General features: G+C 67.6%; 24 protein-coding genes. 2 read left to right on the top strand and 22 right to left on the bottom strand.

Annotated elements, in window-relative coordinates; translation table 11 throughout:
• Window positions 1–39 precede the first annotated feature (39 nt).
• From GGQ96_RS16410 to GGQ96_RS16400, 3 genes are read right to left on the bottom strand one after another with little or no spacing between them, the layout of a single operon-like run.
• The gene (locus GGQ96_RS16410) at window positions 40–1,002 is read right to left on the bottom strand and encodes a hypothetical protein (RefSeq protein ID WP_026189049.1); all 963 of its coding nucleotides are present in this window, start codon (window positions 1,000–1,002) and stop codon (window positions 40–42) included.
• Window positions 999–1,193, bottom strand: coding sequence for a hypothetical protein (locus GGQ96_RS16405; RefSeq protein ID WP_018250437.1), 195 nt, complete (start codon window positions 1,191–1,193; stop codon window positions 999–1,001). The genes GGQ96_RS16410 and GGQ96_RS16405 overlap by 4 nt, the downstream gene beginning before the upstream one ends.
• A 1-nt stretch (window position 1,194) precedes the next feature.
• Entirely contained in the window at window positions 1,195–2,871 is a 1,677-nt protein-coding gene (locus GGQ96_RS16400) for an ATP-binding protein (protein WP_018250438.1), read from the bottom strand.
• An 83-nt stretch (window positions 2,872–2,954) separates the two neighbouring features.
• Between GGQ96_RS16400 and GGQ96_RS16395 the strand changes: the two genes are divergently transcribed.
• Complete coding sequence (locus GGQ96_RS16395) at window positions 2,955–3,308, top strand: hypothetical protein (protein ID WP_097352039.1); 354 nt, start codon at window positions 2,955–2,957, stop codon at window positions 3,306–3,308.
• Here GGQ96_RS16395 and GGQ96_RS16390 read toward each other — a convergent pair.
• From GGQ96_RS16390 to GGQ96_RS16370, 5 genes are all read right to left on the bottom strand, one after another.
• Window positions 3,290–4,564, bottom strand: a complete 1,275-nt coding sequence (locus tag GGQ96_RS16390; protein ID WP_018250440.1) for a hypothetical protein — start codon at window positions 4,562–4,564, stop codon at window positions 3,290–3,292. The genes GGQ96_RS16395 and GGQ96_RS16390 overlap by 19 nt on opposite strands.
• Window positions 4,561–5,787 carry a helicase HerA domain-containing protein gene (locus tag GGQ96_RS16385; protein WP_018250441.1) on the bottom strand — a complete coding sequence of 409 codons (1,227 nt, stop codon included), beginning with the start codon at window positions 5,785–5,787 and terminating at the stop codon, window positions 4,561–4,563. The genes GGQ96_RS16390 and GGQ96_RS16385 overlap by 4 nt, the downstream gene beginning before the upstream one ends.
• A gap of 22 nt (window positions 5,788–5,809) precedes the next feature.
• A complete protein-coding gene (locus tag GGQ96_RS16380; protein ID WP_018250442.1) occupies window positions 5,810–6,328 on the bottom strand; it encodes a hypothetical protein in 519 nt (172 codons plus the stop codon).
• A 42-nt stretch (window positions 6,329–6,370) separates the two neighbouring features.
• Complete coding sequence (locus GGQ96_RS16375) at window positions 6,371–6,655, bottom strand: hypothetical protein (protein WP_018250443.1); 285 nt, start codon at window positions 6,653–6,655, stop codon at window positions 6,371–6,373.
• A gap of 91 nt (window positions 6,656–6,746) precedes the next feature.
• Window positions 6,747–7,286, bottom strand: coding sequence for a hypothetical protein (locus tag GGQ96_RS16370; protein WP_018250444.1), 540 nt, complete (start codon window positions 7,284–7,286; stop codon window positions 6,747–6,749).
• 125 nt (window positions 7,287–7,411) lie between these two features.
• Here GGQ96_RS16370 and GGQ96_RS16365 point away from each other — a divergent pair, with 125 nt between their 5' ends.
• Window positions 7,412–7,705 carry a hypothetical protein gene (locus GGQ96_RS16365; RefSeq protein WP_097352038.1) on the top strand — a complete coding sequence of 98 codons (294 nt, stop codon included), beginning with the start codon at window positions 7,412–7,414 and terminating at the stop codon, window positions 7,703–7,705.
• On the opposite strand, the gene GGQ96_RS16360 is transcribed toward GGQ96_RS16365, so the two are convergent.
• The 14 genes from GGQ96_RS16360 to GGQ96_RS16295 form a co-directional block, all read right to left on the bottom strand.
• Window positions 7,702–9,012, bottom strand: coding sequence for a hypothetical protein (locus GGQ96_RS16360; RefSeq protein WP_097352037.1), 1,311 nt, complete (start codon window positions 9,010–9,012; stop codon window positions 7,702–7,704). The genes GGQ96_RS16365 and GGQ96_RS16360 overlap by 4 nt on opposite strands.
• On the bottom strand, window positions 9,009–9,707 hold the full coding sequence (locus tag GGQ96_RS16355) for a hypothetical protein (RefSeq protein WP_018250447.1): 699 nt from the start codon (window positions 9,705–9,707) through the stop codon (window positions 9,009–9,011). The genes GGQ96_RS16360 and GGQ96_RS16355 overlap by 4 nt, the downstream gene beginning before the upstream one ends.
• Window positions 9,708–9,759: 52 nt before the next feature.
• Window positions 9,760–10,263 carry a hypothetical protein gene (locus GGQ96_RS16350; RefSeq protein ID WP_018250448.1) on the bottom strand — a complete coding sequence of 168 codons (504 nt, stop codon included), beginning with the start codon at window positions 10,261–10,263 and terminating at the stop codon, window positions 9,760–9,762.
• Window positions 10,264–10,341: 78 nt separating this feature from the next.
• Window positions 10,342–10,653, bottom strand: a complete 312-nt coding sequence (locus GGQ96_RS16345; RefSeq protein ID WP_018250449.1) for a hypothetical protein — start codon at window positions 10,651–10,653, stop codon at window positions 10,342–10,344.
• A gap of 16 nt (window positions 10,654–10,669) precedes the next feature.
• Window positions 10,670–10,966: a hypothetical protein gene (locus tag GGQ96_RS16340; protein ID WP_018250450.1), complete on the bottom strand. Its 297-nt coding sequence runs from the start codon at window positions 10,964–10,966 to the stop codon at window positions 10,670–10,672.
• 13 nt (window positions 10,967–10,979) lie between these two features.
• A complete protein-coding gene (locus GGQ96_RS16335) occupies window positions 10,980–11,621 on the bottom strand; it encodes a hypothetical protein (protein ID WP_018250451.1) in 642 nt (213 codons plus the stop codon).
• Window positions 11,622–11,704: 83 nt separating this feature from the next.
• Window positions 11,705–12,004: a CCDC90 family protein gene (locus tag GGQ96_RS16330; protein WP_018250452.1), complete on the bottom strand. Its 300-nt coding sequence runs from the start codon at window positions 12,002–12,004 to the stop codon at window positions 11,705–11,707.
• Between the two features lie 59 nt (window positions 12,005–12,063).
• On the bottom strand, window positions 12,064–12,543 hold the full coding sequence (locus GGQ96_RS16325) for a hypothetical protein (RefSeq protein WP_018250453.1): 480 nt from the start codon (window positions 12,541–12,543) through the stop codon (window positions 12,064–12,066).
• Between the two features lie 68 nt (window positions 12,544–12,611).
• Window positions 12,612–13,256, bottom strand: a complete 645-nt coding sequence (locus GGQ96_RS16320; RefSeq protein WP_051076120.1) for a DUF7007 domain-containing protein — start codon at window positions 13,254–13,256, stop codon at window positions 12,612–12,614.
• Window positions 13,257–13,362: 106 nt separating this feature from the next.
• Window positions 13,363–13,896, bottom strand: coding sequence for a thermonuclease family protein (locus GGQ96_RS16315; protein ID WP_018250455.1), 534 nt, complete (start codon window positions 13,894–13,896; stop codon window positions 13,363–13,365).
• Window positions 13,887–14,078 (bottom strand): hypothetical protein, encoded by a 192-nt coding sequence (locus GGQ96_RS16310; protein ID WP_018250456.1) that lies wholly within the window; start codon window positions 14,076–14,078, stop codon window positions 13,887–13,889. The genes GGQ96_RS16315 and GGQ96_RS16310 overlap by 10 nt, the downstream gene beginning before the upstream one ends.
• Before the next feature lie 44 nt (window positions 14,079–14,122).
• Entirely contained in the window at window positions 14,123–14,734 is a 612-nt protein-coding gene (locus tag GGQ96_RS16305; RefSeq protein WP_020493463.1) for a DUF6927 domain-containing protein, read from the bottom strand.
• A gap of 30 nt (window positions 14,735–14,764) precedes the next feature.
• The gene (locus GGQ96_RS16300; protein WP_018250458.1) at window positions 14,765–15,715 is read right to left on the bottom strand and encodes an ArdC family protein; all 951 of its coding nucleotides are present in this window, start codon (window positions 15,713–15,715) and stop codon (window positions 14,765–14,767) included.
• A 141-nt stretch (window positions 15,716–15,856) separates the two neighbouring features.
• Window positions 15,857–18,088 carry a ParB/RepB/Spo0J family partition protein gene (locus GGQ96_RS16295; RefSeq protein ID WP_018250459.1) on the bottom strand — a complete coding sequence of 744 codons (2,232 nt, stop codon included), beginning with the start codon at window positions 18,086–18,088 and terminating at the stop codon, window positions 15,857–15,859.
• Window positions 18,089–18,111: the final 23 nt, after the last annotated feature.

Below are 18,111 nucleotides of genomic sequence, written 5' to 3'. Positions count from 1 at the left end.
TGATGCTCCCTTGTTCGATACGATGATGGATCGTGTTGGTCAGGCGGCGAGCGAGATCACATCGCGCGGGCGGCGGTCGGGGAAAGCCGCGTGAAAGCGGTCGAGCCAGCTTGCCATGGTCGGCCGTTCGGTCACCGGGATCACAGCGGCGACGTCCTGGAACCGGATCAGGTCGAGCGGCGCGTCGCGCATGATGCGGTCGATCTCGTCACCGGGGAGGAGATGCTCGGCGCGGATGAACGCGGTCATCGATCCGGGCCGCGCACGGGTGCCGCGTCGCCACAGTCCCTCGACCGTATGGAGTCGTGGCGCAGCGCGCGCCTCGACCAGGACGATCAGGCGCAGACACCATTGCGGCAGGCCGCGGATCTCGTCCGGGTGGTTGGCGATACAGATCCAGCACGCCGACTTGGGCGGTACGGGGAGGCCTTCGGCCTCGATCCGGGTAACGCAGGCGGGCCGGTCCCAGCGCCATTCGCGAAGCGGATATTCGCAATGGTAGAGCGGATCGTCGATGCTCATGGCGTGATTGGCGCGCGCGGTGTCGCGCGGGCCGGCGTCGTAACCGATCAGCCGCGTCACCCGCTGACCCCTGCCCCACGCATCGATCGCCGGCTGCCAGAGGCTGAGGAACCTGTCCTGTGGTGCCTTCTTGTATTTGAGGCTGCACGACGAGCCGCCAAGCGACTTGGACGGCAGCGTGGCGTTGGTCAGGCACATTTCGAGGAGGCCGAAATAGGGCGGCCAGTGCTTGAAGCGCCTGGGCACATAGCTGACCAGCTCGAACCGGATGCCGCGATCGCGCATCCAGGGCCGGATCACGTCGAGATACTCATAGGTCGCCGGCTTCTCGACGCCGGTATCGGCGGTGAGCACGAGGCCGGGCGCTTCGCCGCGGGCGTGCTTCTCGATCAGGAGCGCGGTGCTGTCGACGCCGACGCCATAGGCGAGAACCACCGGGGGCGGCGGGAGGACGGTCGACGGGGCTGTTGGGAGGATCATGACGGCTCCTCCGGTTCGAGATAGCTGTCGAAGGGCGCGCCGGTCGCCTCGATCCAGGTGCCTTCGTTGTCGAGATCGATGATGCGCGCCAGCAGCGCGGCGCGCAGCTGGCGGGCATCGACGTCATGCCCCTTGTCGTCGTTCGAGACCAGGCTGAACGCGAGCGTATAGGCGTGGTTGTAACGGGCCATGTCACGCGGCCTCGGGCGCGGCGATGGGTGACACGGTGATCTCGACGCCGCGACGCGTCATCACGATCGACACGCTGCGATCCTCGGGAACCACGAAATAGTGGCTCGCCAGAAGGTCACGGACCCGGTTCTTCAGCGCGGCGTCGTCACCTTCGAGCATGCCGATGATGCGCTCGGCGGCATCGGCCTGGAAGCGTTCGAGCTGGGTGCTGTAGCTATCGGCGTCGCTATCGTCACTTGCGTAGAAAATCGCGCTTTCGAGGAGGTCGACGACGCCGAGTGCGGTCTGGTCGCTGCCGCGCAAGACGAACACCGACGTCTCATCGACCGAGTTGCACGACCATTGATCGGGTGCGAAGGCGACGTCGGCCTCGGTCGACACCTCGATGAACGCGCCGGCGTGGCGCATCGTCGCTTCCAGCGTGATCGCCTCAACCCATCCGCTCTCCGCCTCGGCGGGCGCCTCTTGGGTATCGGAGACGACGAAGGTGCGGTCGCCTTGCGTCACGCGGAAGCGCAGATCCTCGACCTGAGCGAGGATGTCGTACCAGCCATAGCCCTGAAACGCGTCCTGCGCTTCGACCAGTGGTCCGCCGAACGGGTTGTGCTTCGCGATCGCTGCGTTGGCGGGCTGGCCGACCAAGGCGTCGAAGTCCGGCATCAGCACCATGCCGGGATCGGTGATATGCTGGCCGCTCTCGTAGTTGCGCGAGGAATCTGCCGCGTTCGGCGTCCAGGACAGCAGATAGGCCGCGGCCTCGGGGAGCACGATGCCGAGCGAGCACGCCTCGCGCCAGTCATGCGCCGACAGCCGGTGCGTGCCCGCGGCCTCGATCGCGCGGTAGATCGCGACGCGGACCGCATCGCGCAGGCGGGCGATGCCGTCGTTCTCGACGACTTCCTTGCGCGCCGGGAGCACGAGCTGGATCTGCGGGGCGTCGAAGATGTCGACCCGCGCGATCCAGTGGCCGCCCCGATCGACCTCCTGGACGTAGGGCAGGTCGCATGGGATGGTCAGGCCGTGGAAATTGAGGCGGCCGTCGCGCGAGGAATAATGCGACGGGTGTTTCTGGAACACGCCGATGCGAACGCCTTGCCATTCCTCGATATGATTGGCGTCCTTCAGCCAGTCCTCTTGCACCAGGTCATTGCCGTTCCAGGTGACCGGCACCGGATAGTGTTTGGCGGCCTTCTCGACATCGCGTTCGAGGGTTTTCAGCCATTCGTCGGGAACGCGGACGGTGATGGCGGTGCCGCGCGCGATCGGATCGGACGAGATCGCGATCGGGCGGCTCGTTTCCCAGGCGGAGGCCGGAATATGCGCCATCCAGCCTTGCCGGTCGGGCTTGGAAAAGGAGCGGATGATGACATCGCGCCCGGCGAGGCTGAAGACGCCCATGCCGGCGGGATCTTCGGCGCGGCGAGTCTCATCGGACCAGCCCGAACGGCCGAGCGTCACGATGCTGGCGGGATCGGCAATGCCGTGACCGTCATCGGTGACGTGCAGGAAGTGCTCGCTGCCGGCACTGTTGAGCGCAATGGCCACGACACTTGCGCCGGCACGCCGCGCGTTCTGGAGCAGCTCGCAGATCACGTCATACGCGGTGTTGTTGAACAGGCGCGTGACCTTGGCGATCGTCTCGGGGGCGACCGCGGTCGCGATGGTGGCTGGGATCATGGGAATGCTCCGTTCTGGCGGGCTCTCGGCCCGCCCTTCCCCATCCCGCTCCCCTTTGCTGCCTCGTGCACCGATGACGGCGCGTGATCGTTGATGCTGTCGTGATGAACCCGAAGGAGTTTGACATGGTGCCGATGCCCGAACCGCTCACGTTGTCGGACTATGGCCGGCTGAACGCTATGCTCGGGCCGGATCGGGATTCAGGCGAGGAAGCGATACGCGCCGCGTTGCGGACCGCCGCGCAGCTACAGCATCTTCAGACGATGCGGATGGTGTTCGCCGACCGTACCGGAGAAACCTTCGATCCGGCGAAGGTCACGAGGAACCTCGAACGGCTTTCGGGACAGGATCTGAGCGAAGGTTACGAGGAGAAGTGGCGCGAGGAGCTACATCTGGCGGCAATGCAGTTCGGCACGCGTCAAGAGCCAGGGTCCTGATCGCCCGATGCTCCAAGGGCGAGGATGGTCGCAAGCGTCGGCGGAGGTACAAGCCGTTCCCGCCGACCGAACGACAGCCCGTGGCTCCCGGTATATTTGCTGAGCGTCGCCGCCTTGCGCCCGAGCGCAGTCGCGAGGTCGGCGAGCGCAATGCCATTGGCATGGGCGATGCGCACCGCGGCCCGCTCGTCAGGCGTGAAGGCACGGTGGTAACCGTGTACCAGTCCAAGGAGGTTGGCGCGGGTGAACAGCGCGGCCCTGGTCCGTCCCATCCGGTGCGCGAGCGCATCCATCGGCATCGTCCCGTAGAGCGCGCGCAGGGTGGCGATATCGGTCTTGGTCCATACCGGGCCGGCGCGAAAGCCGTCAGCCTTCGCATGGGTGCCGCGCAGGCCGAGGTGACCGGCACGCCAGCGCACCGATCCGGGGGGGCGACCGAGGCGAGCGGCGACGGCCGGGAGGCTTGCCGCATCCCTGTACGCCTCGCGCAGCAGATCGTCCTCCTCACGGGTCCAGTTCCGGCCCCAGCCCCGCCCGATCCCGAGGCGACCCGCAAGCTGCTTGATCGCGGATAGTGATCGTTCGGCATAGCCTTCGGCGGTGAGCATTCCCCGCACCGCCTCGTAGCGGTGTCCCGCCACGATCAGGGTGACGGCATGGGCGAGTTCATCGCTCGGCCACGGCGCACTGCGCGCGGGATGCTTGCAGCCGAGCGCGCCGGCACGCGCGGACACCGCGCCGGTCGAACGCCCGATGATCTCCCCGATCGCGACCAGCGCGACGCCGGCGAGATACCCGGTGCGCAGTTGGGCATCTTCCCATGGTGTCCATGGTGGCGGATGGCTCTCGGTCAGGCCAAGCGATCCGGCACGGGCATAGACCGCCCCGCAGCTTCGCCCGAAGTCCGAGGCGATGTCCGCGGTCGCATCCTGCCCGTAGCGCCGGACCAGTTCATCGTCCTCCATTTCGCCCCAAGGCCGGCTGCTGGCGCGGCGAAGCCCGAGCACTGCCAGGCGCTCACGTACCGCCCATATCGATCGCCTGGTTGCAGCGGCGATATCGGGGATAGTGGCATCCCCGGCGAACAGATGGCGCAGCGTGTCGATCTCGCCCGGGAGCCAGGCGTGCTGGCTGAACGGCACCTCGGCAAGGGCAGTCCCCTCGGCCGGTATCACCGGCGCCGGGCAGGCGACCAGTTCGACGATGACGGGAGCGTGGGCCTCCGCGTCGTCGGGAAAGGCGGCGATGCGGGTCATGACAGACCGACCACGGGCACGTCGCCGAGGCGGGCGCGCAGCCGCGCATGAAGCCTCGCCATGCGGTCGGTGCCGCGCGGCATGGTGTCGATCGCGGAGAGAAGTGCCAGAAGGTCGAGCGCGGCATCCACGGCCTCGGCGTCCAGCGCGAGGTGGCGGGCAAGCTCGGTCGCGGTCGTCGCGTTGGGCGCGATCCGGCGCAGCGCAAGACAGATCGCGGCCGCGACCGGCGCGGCATCGTCAAGCAGGAAGGTATCGAGCGCGCGGGTGCCGCGAATGGCGAGCGCGGTATCGCGGCGAGCCGGTGCTTCGCGCAAGGCATCGAGGTCGAGCAGCCGTTCCGCCTCGGCCGCTTCGATGTCGGCCGCACCGTGCAGGGCGGGTGTTTGCCCCAGATGGCTGGTGATGGTCGGATCGATCCGGGCGAGCGTCGGCGTGGCGGTGAGCGCCGGGCCGAAGGCGTAGAACTCACCTGGTTCGAGCAGCCGCAGACGGTCTGCCTCGCGCGCGCCGAAGCCGAGGATGTCGGCCGCGCGCGCGATATCGCGGTCGAAGACGTTGATGCCGATCAGGAAGTTTTGAAGCTCGGAGATGACCGAGGCCGACAGTTTGGCGAGCCGCTGGGTGGCGATCACCGGCGCGATACCCCGCTTGCGGCCTCGCGCGCACAGATCGGTGAGGGTCGCAACGCCGAGGCGGCGGGTTTCGGCATCGCGCGCCGAGCCCGCGATATGCGGGGCAAGCAGATGCCCCTCGTCGATCGCGACCAGCACGGTATGCGTCCAGTCCTCGCGTGGCGCCCCGATCAGTCCGGCGAAGAAGGCCGAAGCCTTGACGATGCGCTGTTCGGGATCGAGGTCGGTAAGGTCGAGGTGGAGCGCGATCCGGTGACGTCGGGCGCGCAGTGCCGCGGCGGTCAGACCGTCCGATGCGATCTCGACCGCTTTCAGGGTCGTCGCACCGATGTGCGCGGCGAGGTTGCCGAACTCGCCTTCGGGATCGACGATGATCGTCTGGACGTAATCGAACGCTTCCTCGACGATGCGCCGCATGGTGCGGCTCTTGCCGGCGCCCGAACCGCCCTGGAGCAACATCCGCCCGGCAAGCAGCCGGTCGAGATCGAGATCGAGCGTGCCGGTCGCGTGACGGCCGATCGGCACGCGCGTCGCGGTGCGCGGCGGTTCGCCCGTTCGGGTCGCGGTGGGGTCGAGCGTATCGAGCATGGCGGGCTCCCTGGTCGAGCGGTCAGCGCGGATCGCGGGCATAAGCCGCCAGGCGGTCGCGAGCCTCGGCGAGCTGCGCGATGCCGCGTTCGAGGAACAGCGCCTGCGAGCTGTCGGGTACGGCCCCATCGAGGCGTGTCCGCAGCGCGCGCAGGCGGTGGTCGATCGCGTCGGCGACCGCGAGGATGTCATCGGGCCGCAAGGCGACGGCGGCCTCGCCGGCGCGCAGGATATGCCGCCTGCTGGCGAACGGGAGGTAATGAGGTTCGACGGGCAGACGGTGCACGAGCGCGGTTTCGACGGCGTTGGTTATTTGCGCGGCATCGTGGACGATCTCGCCGAGCAGCACCTCGCGCGTCATTGCCGGCATGTGGTGCAGCGCACCGCCTTGGCGCGTCACCGCGATCGGATAGACCGAGGCGAGGCCGACGACACCTTCGGCGAGCGCGACGATGACATCGCCTTCGGCAAGTCCCGGATGTGTCTCGAAGCAGGCATCGAATGCGTCGGCGCTGGTGGCGAAATAATGGACGCGGTGCATGACCGATCCTTTCGTGACTGTGGTGAATGACCGTGGCCGGGCTCAGGCGTAGCGTGGGCGCTCGGCCGGGAAGCGCTCCGGCGGCAGGCCGGTGAAGGTCAAAGCCCGGTATCGACCGCCCGCATAGAGGCAGGAATCGATGGTGGGGCGATGCCGCTGGAGGCGTTCGAGAAGCCGGTTGGCGCGCTGCTGCGCGGCGATCGCGGCGGCATCGTCGAAGTGGAGGGCGATGGCACGGACGAAGGTGCCGCTGTCGTACCACCAGCCCCCCTCTTCTGGACCTCCGTACTCGCGGTCGATTTCGTAGAAAGCGAGGATGCTGCGCATGGGACGGTGCTTTCGGGTTCGAGCGCACGGTCGATTCCATCCGCTCTCCCCTGCCCTCCCCCTCCGCTCCCCGTGCAGAAGGGGAGGCCGGTCATCGACGGCGCCGTGCGGCCTCGGCGGTCAGCGTGTCGACCAGATCACTGTGGTCGGCGAGTATGTTGTCATGGGGATCGGAGATGACGGTCGCTGCGCGGTCCAGCAGGTCGGCAAGGACACGGTCCTTGTTGGGAGCGCTCGTTCGGTTCGGACGCGACGGCTCGTCTCCCGCCTTGTCCATCAGGACGACGACGATCGAGGGCTTTTCGTCTTCGTCAAGCGGCCGGCTGTCGATGATGTGCCGTCCGCCGCGCGTGATCGCGAAGGCGTTGAAGGTGGGTGATACCCCGTTATCGGCGTTTGGGATGACGGTGCCGCGATCGTGGAACTGGATGTCGACGAAGCGCGCCGGGCCATCATAGCCCTTGCCCATGAACGAGAAGGTGATGCGGCGTCCCTCGCTCGTCTTCGCCGTGATCGTGAACGCGCCGTCGGGTATCTCGACGGGCTTGTGGGGCACGTCGTTGAACCCCGCGAAACCGATCGAGACGGCATCGTCGCGGGTCATGACGGGCAGGTCGGTGATGTCAGCCATGGGGATCCTTTCAGCTTGGGAAACACGAGCCAGCGGCGCGGCACTTGCGAGCCTCGTCCGGGCCTCGTTCGACCCGGACCGCGCAATCTGGTAGGAAGCCGGTCGACCAGAACGGGAGACCGAGCATGAAACTGGCAATTCTGAGCGTTATCGGCGCGATGGCGGCGACACCGGCCGCGGCGCAGGTATTTGACATGGGCGGGCTGACCGGCACGCTCTCGCAGGACGCGGTCACCCAATCCGAGGAACGGCGGGCGAACTCGAGGTCGGCGCATGCAAGGGAGATGCAGCGCAGCGCGAAATATGATGACGAACGCACGATCTGCACGCGCTCGTTGCCGATGGCACGCGCCGATCTGGGCGCCCGGAACCCCAGGGTCGCGCAGCTCGCCGCTGCCTGCCGGCGGGCCGGCTATTAAGCGGCCCGGCGCACCGCCTGCGCCATCAGCGGCGTCGCCGCGGCGAAGGTGCGCAACGTCGAGGCGATAGCCGGGCGAAGCTTTGCCTTGCTCGACACGGTGATCTCGGGTGCAAGCGGTGTCCCGTCGGGTGCGGCGTAGCCGGTCGCGGTCAGGTCGCCGGTCGTGACGCGGATCAGATGCCCCTTGTGCGGTGCGGGACCGACATGGCGCGCGGTGAACTCGCCAAGCCGCCCGGTCAGCCCGGTAATCGCCTTGCCCCAGCGGATATGCCCCGCTGCCATCGTTTCGTGGTCGCAGCGCCCGCGAGCCAGCCAGATGCGCAGGTGGCTGCGCTGCTGGAGCCGCGTGTTGCGGGTGCGTTCCATCGTGCGCGTCAGCGGCAGCGCGCCGGCGATTCCGTCGAGCAGGTCGAGGTCATGGCCCTGTAGCGTCACCAGCACGTCGTCATAGTCACGCTCGCCGACAAGCCCGGTGAGCTGCCGGTGCAGGTGTTCGCGATCGGCATGGATGTGCACGCCGCTATCGAGGCGATCCGCCGCGACGAACCCGCCCTCGGTAAGCACCACGATCGTCGCGGCCTCGGAGCCGGGATGGGCGTGGATCAGGTCGAGAAAGTCCCATGCCGGATCACCGCCGATATCGTTGGCCGACAGGACCACGAGACGGCGCGACCAGCGCGCGGGTCGCGGCTCGTCGCTCGGCTTGGGCCAGCTTCCTGGAAGCGGCCTGCCGGTCACCGTCGCGATCGGCGCGGGCGGCAGATTGTGGCGGCGCAGGTCGGCGGTGAAGGCGCGCCTCGCGGCATCGAACAGGTCGGTGCGGTCCCCGCCGCCATCGGTGAAGCCCCGGTCATAGGCGGCACGGCGTTCGCCGAGCGGTACGTCCGAGGGGATGCCGTCCGGGTAATGATGCGGCCAGCCCGCGTGTGCGGCATACCAGCCATCGGCATAGCGGCACGCACAATCCCAGACATAGCCATAGTCGTCGCGCCCCTGCAGGAGTGCGATGTCGCGATCGTCACCGCGTCCCTGCTCGACCTGGGCCTGCGTGAAGGCGAAGTTGGTCGCCTCGCGCTGTGCCCTGGTTTCGGCCGCGATCGCGTCGTTGACGACGCGCATCGCGGCGATCCTCTCGCGGCCGCGCGCCATGCGCGCTTCCACCGGCGCCTGTGCCGGCAGATCGGGGAAGTCGCGCCACGCGCGCGCGATGGCATCGGCATGGGCAGGCGTGCGGCCGCGTTCGAGCCAGCACGCAGGATCGGCCGGGTCGAACGGTGGTTCTACCGGCTGCGCTGCGGCGCTCATCCGTGGAAGGGCGCGGGCAGCGCCATCCATTGTGCCGCGTCGAACGCCGACAGATCGACCTCAGCCGCCTCGTCGCCCCGGCACACCGTGGCGCGGTCAAGCCCGACCAGACCGTCCGTCCGGTTCCAGAATGCGATCTCGCCCTCGGGACTGCGCACCGCGAGGACATGGCCGTCGATGCCGTCGTGGCGGTTTTCGGCACGCAGCAGCGCGTGCTCGAGAATCCCGGTCGTGCTGTGCCAGTCGATACCGTCAGCGGTGATGACGACGCACCCGCCTCCGAACTCGCCAGGATGAAGCCGGTCGCAGTCGCTCGACCACGCAAAGCCGCACGGCAGCGCGGAGGGACAGGCGATGCGGATCAGTTTGGCGACCGGCTCGACACCGAACTGGTCACCGGAGAACAGCGCCTGCACCAGGCCGTTCGCGTCGGGTTCGGACAGGTCGATCCGGCAGTCCAGGTAAGGGAAGCTCCAATCGTCGAACAGGTCGAGGAAGCTCTCGAACATGCTCGTTCCTTTCGGCGGGAACAGCGCATGGAAGGCGGTGCCGAGACTGTCGTAGCCGAGCGCGAGATCCTCGTCGGCGCCATTGGTGTCGAGGATGTCGACCGCGCGCTCGGCGAGCCGCAGCATGTTCGCCTCCCCGGCAGTGACGGTGAGCGCGAACGCGGCCTTGGTGTAGCTGTTGGCCATGGGGATTTCTCCATTTCGGATGGATCGGCGCCATGCGCCGTAAGTCTGCCGTTCAGGCGGATGCGGCGAGCCGTGCGCGGGCAGTCGCGGCCTCGGCGGGGAAGGCGGCGGCAAGGTTGGCATGAAGGACGGCGAAGTCGGCTACCGGGAAAGTGCCGTCGCAGGCAGGACGCGTCGTCATCAGCGCGCCGATGACGATGGCAGCGGTGTCGATATGATCGACGACCGGCACAGGTCCGGCGTAGCTGACCGGCGCGCGGAAACCCGCCTCGATCCAGGTGGCAAGCCCATCCTCAACGGCTTCGGCATAGGCTGACACCGCGGCGTCATCCTCATCGGTGATGCGCAACCCAAGCGTGCGGTAGCAGCCGAAGTCGTGGTGGTTGGCGATGGTCCTGAAGCGGCACCCTGCGGGCGGCGCGCCGTGGCGCGCGATCAGCGCGCAGCGATACGCCTCGATCTCGAGCGCATTCAGCGTGTCGAAGTCGGGCGACCGGCCGAGTTGCGCGCAATCTTCTTCGGCCGGACCGGCACCAAGGTCGATCGTGTAGGACATGGGGGGGGTTCTCCGTCGATCCAGTACCGGATCGACCATCCCTTCCCCCTCCCCTTCGCTACCCCGGGGCAGGCTGGATCAGCGGGTAATGAACCGCCTGGCAGCAAGCTGCGCTTCGCCATCCGATTGCCCGAGCGTCTTCAGCCGGTCGGTTTCGAGACGGATGGCAAGGTCGGATGGAAGGCTGGCCCAGCGCGACGCGATCGTCACCGCCTCGCGGGCGTTGGCAAGCTCGCCGATCGCGGTGCCGTGCCATGCCACGGTCTCTTCCTCGCCGGCGAGGTGGGGATGCGGACGCAGCACCTGTACGAAGAAGGTCTGCATCGGCCTGTCCCATCCGATGAAGACGGTGGACGCGCCATCGAGGCCGGGGAACTGGTGGCGGCTCATGGTGATAACCTCCTGGTCAGGCTGCAAGCGTGTTCCATTCAGGGTGCCACGGACGCGGCCTTGGCTCAAAGCGTAGGATGCCGGTGGCGAGGTGATGACCATCGGCCGCGCGTTTCTCCAGCCAGTCGCGGTAAAGGACGGCATCGGCAAGATCGCCGGCGAGCAGATCGTCGAGCATCGCGGACTGGCGGGCGATCTCGTCCGGGAGCGCGTGCCAGTCGAGCGCGTCGAGGAAGTCCTTGCGTCGCTCGAGGTAGCGGGTCAGCCGCGCGACCTCGGCACGCGCGGCGGCGATGGCGGGATCGATGTCCATGGGCGCTCTCCCGTCAGGCGGTCATCAGTGCCGGCAGCGCCACAGGCGCCGTCAGCTCGAGGTCGCGGCGGATGCGGCGCGCAAGCCGTTCGGGGTCGATGAGTTCGCGCATCGCGGCATAATGGTTGGGCGGACCCGCCGGATCGCGCGTCACGCCGGCACGGCGGTAGAGCAGTTCGCGACCTTCGCGCAGCCGCCCGATCGTCAGTTCGAGATGAAGATCGGACGTGCGCAGCACGATCTCACCCGCCATCGAGACCTCGCCGGGCAGCGAATGGATATCGAAGGCATCGGGCGCGACGTCGAGCGCGGCGGCAAGCCGGCGCAGCGCCTTTCGGCCATCGATATGGAAACGCTCCTTGGCGACCGCATCATAGGCAACGCCGCGGATCGCGAGCGACAGCAGCGGGGGGAAGCGTCGCAGTGCCGCCACGCGGTCGGCGCAGGTGCCGCGCAGCACGGTGTCGTCGGGGCGGGCGGCGCAGATGGCGGCGAGATGGCGGGCGAGCAGCACGATCGCGGGATCGCTGTTCGCATCGAGCCCGGCATGCCGGCAGTCCTCGATCGCCTTTTCGATCGCGTGGATCGTGGTCGGGATGGTGGTCAGCGCGCTGGGATCGAGCGCCTGCTGGTGGCGGAATGCGACGTCGAACATGGGGGGCGTCTCCGGGTCGGAAGCGCGACCATCGCGCTCGCCCTCCCGTCCCCTCTCCCCTCCGGTCGCCCTGCCGTTCGGCGTCAGCCGAAGGCGCGCATCAGGCTCATCATGCCGCCAAGTGCCGCGATCAGTACGACCTGGCTGCCGATGAGCCAACGGATCGTATCGTTCTTGGCCGACGCGATCTCGGTCCGCACCTTGGCCATCTCGGTATGCACCGTGGCGATCTCGGCCTTGAGATAATCCTTGGTGACCAGATCCTCGCGCGAGGTGACCATGGTGTCGCCAAGAATGGTCGCAATGGCGTCGGCGAGCGGCTTGGCCGCACCGGCGGTTTCGAGGTCGCGTGAAGCGCGGATGCTGTTGAACATGGTCGCCATCGTCGTCGATCTTTCTATCATATGGGTGAACGGTCGGGAATGCGCAAAGTCTCGCGTGCTCAGGCGGCCGGCACCCACTTTTCCATGTCGTCGCCCTGGCGCAGACAGACTTGGCAGGTGGTGGCATCATAGGTCGAGGCAAGCGACCAGGCCTGCGTCTCGCGGTCCCACACCGCGGCGGCATCCTTCACCAGGTCATCGCTGCCGCATTTGTCGCAGACCGGCGTCACGCATGGCGTACCGCGCGCGCGCAGCGGCTCGGCGCCGCAGATGCTCCAGTCACCATAAAGTGTACCGCCATGCGGCAGGCAGTCGCCGTCGAGCTGGATGGCGTGCTCACCATACCCGTCGTGGAAATGGATTTGGGCATCGGGAAAATGCTTTTCCATGACCTCGCGCGCGCCGCGCAGCTTCACGTCACTACCATAGGTGGTGTGGACGTAGCTGAGGGGGCCGATGGTGGGGCCTTCGCGGCCCCAGGTGTCGAGGTCCTGCTCGAGGGCATCGCGACCGTGGAAGAGGTGGAGATAGACGCTCATCGTCGGAATCCTTTCAGTCAGGGTAAAGCGCGACGGCACTGTCCGCTCGCGCGCAAGGCGACACGCGTTCAGGCGAGCGCGGCGACCTGCTTGGTGATGGGAGCCATGCTCTCGACCTGGACCGCGCCGAGGCTCTCGAAGGTTTCGACCTCGGTGCGCTCGGCATAGCGGGCCTTGTCGACCAGGCCGTAGCGTACCTCGCCGGTATAGTTGGCGAACCCCAGCGCATCGACGCCGGCAAGCTGGCGGAACACCACCCCGACCTTGCCCGTAGGCACCCAGTCGGCCCAATCGCCATAGGCGGCGGTCGAGACATAACCCCCGATGACGGCTTGATACGCGGCGCGCCGGCGCGAGACATTGCTGTCGCGCGGGGTCACCGCCTTGCCGGTGAAGGCACCATAGGCGTCAGGCAGCCAGTTACGCGCGATGTCGTGGGCGAGCGGCAGTTCGAGATCACGCAGCGGATCGCGGGTAGCGCGCCATTCAGGCTCGAAGGCGAGCATCACGCGGGTCCAGTCGACATCCTCCTCATATGCGGCATCGTCACGCCGTAAAAGCGCGGGCATCGCCGATTGGCGCTCGTCGGAAAGCAGGAAACCGCCATGGCTGGCGGTGGTGACATGCCAGATGCCGGGAAGGCGCTGGTCGGCGGTCTGCAACGGTCCCCATGGGCTGTGGTCGGGACGTGGGGATGAAGCGAAGAGGGTCATGGCGGTCGGCTCCCTTGATCGGATACGCCCGTCTCCCCCCCCCTCCGCTCCCATGACCCGGTAATCGCGGTAATCGCGATGTTCGCCGTAATCGCGGTGTTCGCGGTTACCGCGAGGATCCGCGTGGCTCGCATGACAGGCGCTCGCCGCGCCGCCAGCGAGCCGGCTCGATGAAGCTGCCCTCGTGCGCGCCGATACGAGCCGCGACCGCGCGGTCATAGGCGGCGACGTAGCGGGCCGCGCGTGCGGGATCGGCCCTGAGATACCCGGTCACCGGCAGGGCAAGGCCCGCGGCGATCATCGTCTCGCCAAGGTCGCGGCCATCGACCGTAACCGTGCCGACCGGGCGACCGTAGCTGGCGCTCCCGGTCAGCCGGATCGTGGCCTCGCCCCCCTTGAGCATCCGGGCGGCACGGTCCTGCGCTGCCTTGCCGCATTGCCAGCAACCCGTGTTGCCTTGGCACCATTGCCGGCTCTCAAAGGCATCGGCGCCCGACAGGCGGATATCGATCGTGACGGTGTCGCCATCGAGCGCGCGGCCGCGTGCCGCGATGGTAGAGGCAGGCGATGCGGCATCGTTCGGGGCGGCTGCCGAACAGGCGGTGGCGAGCGCCAGCGCACCAAAGAGGGTCAGGCGCATCGGTCGAGCTTTCGCGGCTCAATGCCGGGATGGGCGACGTCGATGACCCGCCAGGGTTGCAACGGGTCGGACGTGGCGACGACGGCGACGTGCTCGCCGGCCTCGGTCAGGCGCACTGCGACGCGGACCGCGTTGGAACGGCAGCACAGCAGGCGGCGTAGCGGGGACAGGGCTTCGGACATGGCGGACCTCGTGATTTCGGTGCAGGTGTCGCATGACGGCGCGCTCACGCGAACAGCGTCTTGTGAACGCGGGTTTGCGGCAACGCCTGCCATGCCAGCGTGCGGACCCCTCGGATGTGGTAGAGGCCGAAGCCCTCGACCGGACGAAAGGCGATCCCGCGCCTGTGCTTCACCACGGTGAAGTCGGTGCCGTGATGGCCATCGGTAAAGGTAAGCGGTACGGCGAGGCGGATGCGCATGCCCTCGGTCAGCTTGCGGGCGCGCAGGCGCAGATTGGCAAGGCAGCGGCGTCGCCACTGGAGCGCGTTTTCATTATCGCTCGAAGTCAGCAGGCGCAGGATGCGTTCGGGGCAATCGTCCTCGCACGGCCCCATCGATTCCTCCATGTCCTTGTACCCGAAATGTTCTCCATCCTTGTTGCGCGGGTTCCAGCGTATCAGGCAGACGACCGCGAAGATCTCGCTACCCTTGCCGTCGGTCATGACCTGCGCCGCGGCGTAATAGGTGTTCATGCCGACGATCGCGCTGTCGAGGATGCGCAGCCCGGTGGCGGTGCCCTCGGGCTGTTCGCGCTCATAGGTGAATTGCGCGTCGAGATAGGCCTTGGGTGTCTCGTGTCCGCCCATCGCGTAGCGGCTCATGAACAACCATCCCATGACGGGTCTCCTTGTTGGGGGTGGAAAGGGTCAGGCCGCGATCGCGGCCGGTATTTCCGGTTCGCCTGCGGCGGGGGCTTTCTGCTCGCCTGCTGCGGGCGTCGAAAAGCCGCGCAGATAGGCGAACGCCTGTTCGGCCCTGGCAGCGGCGGTGAAGATCGCCGACGTGTCGGCGCGCATCACGGTCATCCAGTGCGAAACGTAGCTCGCGTGGCTGTCGTGGAGCGAGGTCGGCAGGCCGAGGTCGGCGCAGATCATGCTCGCGGTCAGTTCGGCGGTGAGTTCTTCCATCGCGTACGCACGGTCGCCGAAGCGTTTGCCGAAGGTGCGCGCGAGCCGCGCCGGAGCGCCCGACCAATGCGCCGTCTCATGGCCCCTGGTGGAGGCGTAGGCGTCGCCCGATGCAAAGCTGCCGGGATGCGGCAGCTGGATGCGGTCGGTGCCGGGGCAGTAATATGCTTCGTCCCCGCCGTGGCGTACCCTGGCCGGGATCGCGGTGAAGAAGGCATCGATCGCGTCCTGCCGCTGCGAGAGCAGGGCCGGCGTCGGGGGAACGTCACGCGGATAATACCAGGCCGGCAGGCCGTCGATCTCGTCTGCATTGTAGACGGCGTAGCTGCGCAGGAAGCGGATGAAGCGCGCCGCGCTCTCGCCGGTGAGCATGGGTTGGCCGGGCTTCCTGAATACCGAGGCGTAGATCGACATGGAGGGACAGGCGCCCGGACGGATGCACCCTCCCAATTCCCCGGCCTGGCGCGCGGTCATCCAGTAGCGGCTGCGATAGCCGCGCATGTCGGCAGTCGCCCACAACCAGAGCGTATTGATGCCCGAATACGGTGTGCCTTCGTGGCGCAGCGGCCGTCCGCCCTCGCCGGTCAGCGACCAGCTCCGCGCCCATGGCAAGATGCCGGCCTCGAGCCGGGCCAGGATCGTAGCGGTGACCTCGCCCGCGATGTCGCGGACGGACGGGATGCGGGACATGGGACAGGTCTCCGGTGGGTGCGGCAGGGCAGCGGTCCGGCTCGGGCCGAAATGACACCGCAAGGCGGGGGGCTGCGAAGGGCGCAGGTGTCGAAACAGCATCGCCGGCAGTTGCGCACTGCCGGCGATGCCGTGTGCCGGTCATTCGGCCGCGACGATCTCGATCTCGTCATTGGCGGCGTCGTTGATGTTCGCCGCGTCATCGTCGGGATCGTTGCCGATGAGGTCGGCGATATCGATGTCGTCCCCGATATCGTCACCGGCATCGTCATCGTCATCGATGCCGGGATCCTGCGACACGATCAGGTCGGCAAAGCCCGCATCGGCGTCGTCGTTGTTCCCGGTGTCAGCATCGTCGGCCTGGTCGAGGAAGCGCATCGCGTTCGGCACCCAGGCAAGCGCCGCAGCCTTCACCTCGGCCTCGACGATCGCTTCGCCGGCGAACAGCTTCTCGCAGCTTGCCGCGATCTCGGGCTTCTTCTGGCTGGCATGGCGAGCCGACAGCGCCGGTCCGCCAACCTCATCGAGCAGCGACAGGAGCACGCCCTTCGACACCCGGTCGAAGAAGTTCTCCGCCGTCGGCCGCCACCAGGTTGCCACATCGATGTCGAGGATCGTGGCAAGCCGGTTCTGCAGCGCGTTCTGCTTCGCCGTGTAGCCGTCCTTTGCCTCGAAGGATGCCGCCACGATCCACGCCAGCCACGCGGTCTTCGCCTCGTCGCCAAGTGCCCGGAACGCCTCGAACCGCCCGATCGTCGCTGCTCCGCTGCTCGACTTGTCGCAAGCCTCCGTCCACGACGCATCCAGCCCGTCATAGGCTTCAGCCAGATAGTCGCGCGCACGGGTCGCCGGCACGCTCTTTGCCAGCATCGGATCCTGCGGGTGGCTCGCCCGGATCGTGGTGCCGCTGTGCGAGAGCATGTTCACCCGCCCGTCGATCATCGCGAACAGCAGATAGTCGAGCGCCAGCGCGGGATTGGCGAGGATCGAGGCCGCCAGCACGTCGCGCCGCTGCACCGTGAGCTGGTCGTACAGTACCTGGCTGAGCGCCTTGCCACCGGGAGCCTCGGCCTCGGGCGCGACCGGCGCCGCGGCCGACCGCCCCGTCGTCACCGGACCCTCCTCGATGTGGAAACCCCGGGGTGCGCGTTCACCGCCATCCTCGCCGGCTTTGTCTTCATCGCCATCGGCGTCGGGCTCGATCGCGACGACCCGGATCGGGGTTTCGCTATAATAGGTCGTGTCGAGCGTGGTGGTGCCGTCGCGGCCGAGCAGCAGGAAGGTGCCGACCTTCTGCTTCAGTTCGTCGGGCAGGATCTGCGGGCGGTCGTGGATCTCCTGCGCCTCGTCCGAGAGCGTCTCATGCTCTTCCTCGAGCGCGGCATAGGTCGCCTCGTCCTCGTCACCCTCGACGCCCTGCATCGCGTCCTCGATTTCCTCGAGCCGCGTCGCGATCGTATCGAGCCGTTCGGCCTGCTCGAGCGTCAGCGGGAGCGTCGGGAGGTGGATGCGATGCAGGTCGCGCGCCGCTTCCCAGGTGCTGGTGCCGGCGATCGGGCGGACCCAGGCCAGCCCCTGTTCCTCGCCCAGGCGCAGCGCCTCGGCTTCCAGCTTCGCGGCCGCCAGTGTCTGCGCGATGCCGGGATCGACCCAGCGATCGCCGTCGTCGCTGAACAGATCGTTCTCGACCTTGCCCCCGGCCGCGACATAGGCAGCCTCGCCGACGTAGCGCGCAACAGGTTCGCTCGACTTCATCGTCTCGTTGGCGATAATCCGCCGGATCGAGTCCGCGCTCTGGTAGCTCTGGTTGCCATAGGCCTGCCACACCATCAGCTGGCGGTCCTGGCTCGCCGTCGAGGCATACGCCTTGGCGATATCGAGGCTGATCCGCCGTTCGGCGAGCGCGGTGAAGATCGGCTCGGCCAGATCGGCGAGGCGCAGCCGCCCTTCCACGAAGCGGCGCGTGATGCCGAAGCGCCTGGCCACGCCGTCGATATCCCCGCCCGTGCCCATGAAATGCTGAAACGCGCGGCATTCGTCGGCCGGGTTCATCGCCAGCTTCTGGAAGTTCTCGGCAAGCGAGGTTTCCGACAGCAAGGCATCGCTGCCCGACAACACCAGCACAGGCACGTCATAGGACGCGGCATCGATGTCGCCGCGTTGTGCCAGCAGTTCGAGCGCGCGCAGGCGCCGGCTGCCGGCGATGACCGCGAAGGTGCCGCGCGGCTTTTTCGCCGGCGTCACGATCAGGTTCTGGATGAGCCCGCGCGCCGCAATGTCAGCGGCCAGTTGCTCGATAAAATCCTCGCCCGCCTGGCGGACGTTGATCGGCGACAGCACCAGCTTCGCCAGCTTCACGCTCTGAATGGTCATGGAGGACACTCCTTCTCGCGCCC

It is taken from the genome of Sphingomonas abaci, assembly GCF_014199625.1.
Classification (GTDB): domain Bacteria; phylum Pseudomonadota; class Alphaproteobacteria; order Sphingomonadales; family Sphingomonadaceae; genus Sphingomonas; species Sphingomonas abaci.
This window is presented reverse-complemented; position numbering and strand designations above follow the sequence as displayed.

What these genes read in the sequence shown, in the direction of transcription:
- GGQ96_RS16310 (WP_018250456.1), bottom strand. Translation starts at nt 14,078, where the DNA reads ATGTCCGAAGCCCTGTCCCCGCTACGCCGCCTGCTGTGCTGCCGTTCC.
- GGQ96_RS16315 (WP_018250455.1), bottom strand. Translation starts at nt 13,896, where the DNA reads ATGCGCCTGACCCTCTTTGGTGCGCTGGCGCTCGCCACCGCCTGTTCG.
- GGQ96_RS16330 (WP_018250452.1), bottom strand. Translation starts at nt 12,004, where the DNA reads ATGGCGACCATGTTCAACAGCATCCGCGCTTCACGCGACCTCGAAACC.
- GGQ96_RS16345 (WP_018250449.1), bottom strand. Translation starts at nt 10,653, where the DNA reads ATGAGCCGCCACCAGTTCCCCGGCCTCGATGGCGCGTCCACCGTCTTC.
- GGQ96_RS16370 (WP_018250444.1), bottom strand. Translation starts at nt 7,286, where the DNA reads ATGGCTGACATCACCGACCTGCCCGTCATGACCCGCGACGATGCCGTC.
- GGQ96_RS16375 (WP_018250443.1), bottom strand. Translation starts at nt 6,655, where the DNA reads ATGCGCAGCATCCTCGCTTTCTACGAAATCGACCGCGAGTACGGAGGT.
- GGQ96_RS16335 (WP_018250451.1), bottom strand. Translation starts at nt 11,621, where the DNA reads ATGTTCGACGTCGCATTCCGCCACCAGCAGGCGCTCGATCCCAGCGCG.
- GGQ96_RS16305 (WP_020493463.1), bottom strand. Translation starts at nt 14,734, where the DNA reads ATGGGATGGTTGTTCATGAGCCGCTACGCGATGGGCGGACACGAGACA.
- GGQ96_RS16325 (WP_018250453.1), bottom strand. Translation starts at nt 12,543, where the DNA reads ATGAGCGTCTATCTCCACCTCTTCCACGGTCGCGATGCCCTCGAGCAG.
- GGQ96_RS16385 (WP_018250441.1), bottom strand. Translation starts at nt 5,787, where the DNA reads ATGCTCGATACGCTCGACCCCACCGCGACCCGAACGGGCGAACCGCCG.
- GGQ96_RS16410 (WP_026189049.1), bottom strand. Translation starts at nt 1,002, where the DNA reads ATGATCCTCCCAACAGCCCCGTCGACCGTCCTCCCGCCGCCCCCGGTG.
- GGQ96_RS16380 (WP_018250442.1), bottom strand. Translation starts at nt 6,328, where the DNA reads ATGCACCGCGTCCATTATTTCGCCACCAGCGCCGACGCATTCGATGCC.
- GGQ96_RS16365 (WP_097352038.1), top strand. Translation starts at nt 7,412, where the DNA reads ATGAAACTGGCAATTCTGAGCGTTATCGGCGCGATGGCGGCGACACCG.
- GGQ96_RS16405 (WP_018250437.1), bottom strand. Translation starts at nt 1,193, where the DNA reads ATGGCCCGTTACAACCACGCCTATACGCTCGCGTTCAGCCTGGTCTCG.
- GGQ96_RS16340 (WP_018250450.1), bottom strand. Translation starts at nt 10,966, where the DNA reads ATGGACATCGATCCCGCCATCGCCGCCGCGCGTGCCGAGGTCGCGCGG.
- GGQ96_RS16350 (WP_018250448.1), bottom strand. Translation starts at nt 10,263, where the DNA reads ATGTCCTACACGATCGACCTTGGTGCCGGTCCGGCCGAAGAAGATTGC.
- GGQ96_RS16295 (WP_018250459.1), bottom strand. Translation starts at nt 18,088, where the DNA reads ATGACCATTCAGAGCGTGAAGCTGGCGAAGCTGGTGCTGTCGCCGATC.
- GGQ96_RS16390 (WP_018250440.1), bottom strand. Translation starts at nt 4,564, where the DNA reads ATGACCCGCATCGCCGCCTTTCCCGACGACGCGGAGGCCCACGCTCCC.
- GGQ96_RS16400 (WP_018250438.1), bottom strand. Translation starts at nt 2,871, where the DNA reads ATGATCCCAGCCACCATCGCGACCGCGGTCGCCCCCGAGACGATCGCC.
- GGQ96_RS16360 (WP_097352037.1), bottom strand. Translation starts at nt 9,012, where the DNA reads ATGAGCGCCGCAGCGCAGCCGGTAGAACCACCGTTCGACCCGGCCGAT.
- GGQ96_RS16300 (WP_018250458.1), bottom strand. Translation starts at nt 15,715, where the DNA reads ATGTCCCGCATCCCGTCCGTCCGCGACATCGCGGGCGAGGTCACCGCT.
- GGQ96_RS16355 (WP_018250447.1), bottom strand. Translation starts at nt 9,707, where the DNA reads ATGGCCAACAGCTACACCAAGGCCGCGTTCGCGCTCACCGTCACTGCC.
- GGQ96_RS16320 (WP_051076120.1), bottom strand. Translation starts at nt 13,256, where the DNA reads ATGACCCTCTTCGCTTCATCCCCACGTCCCGACCACAGCCCATGGGGA.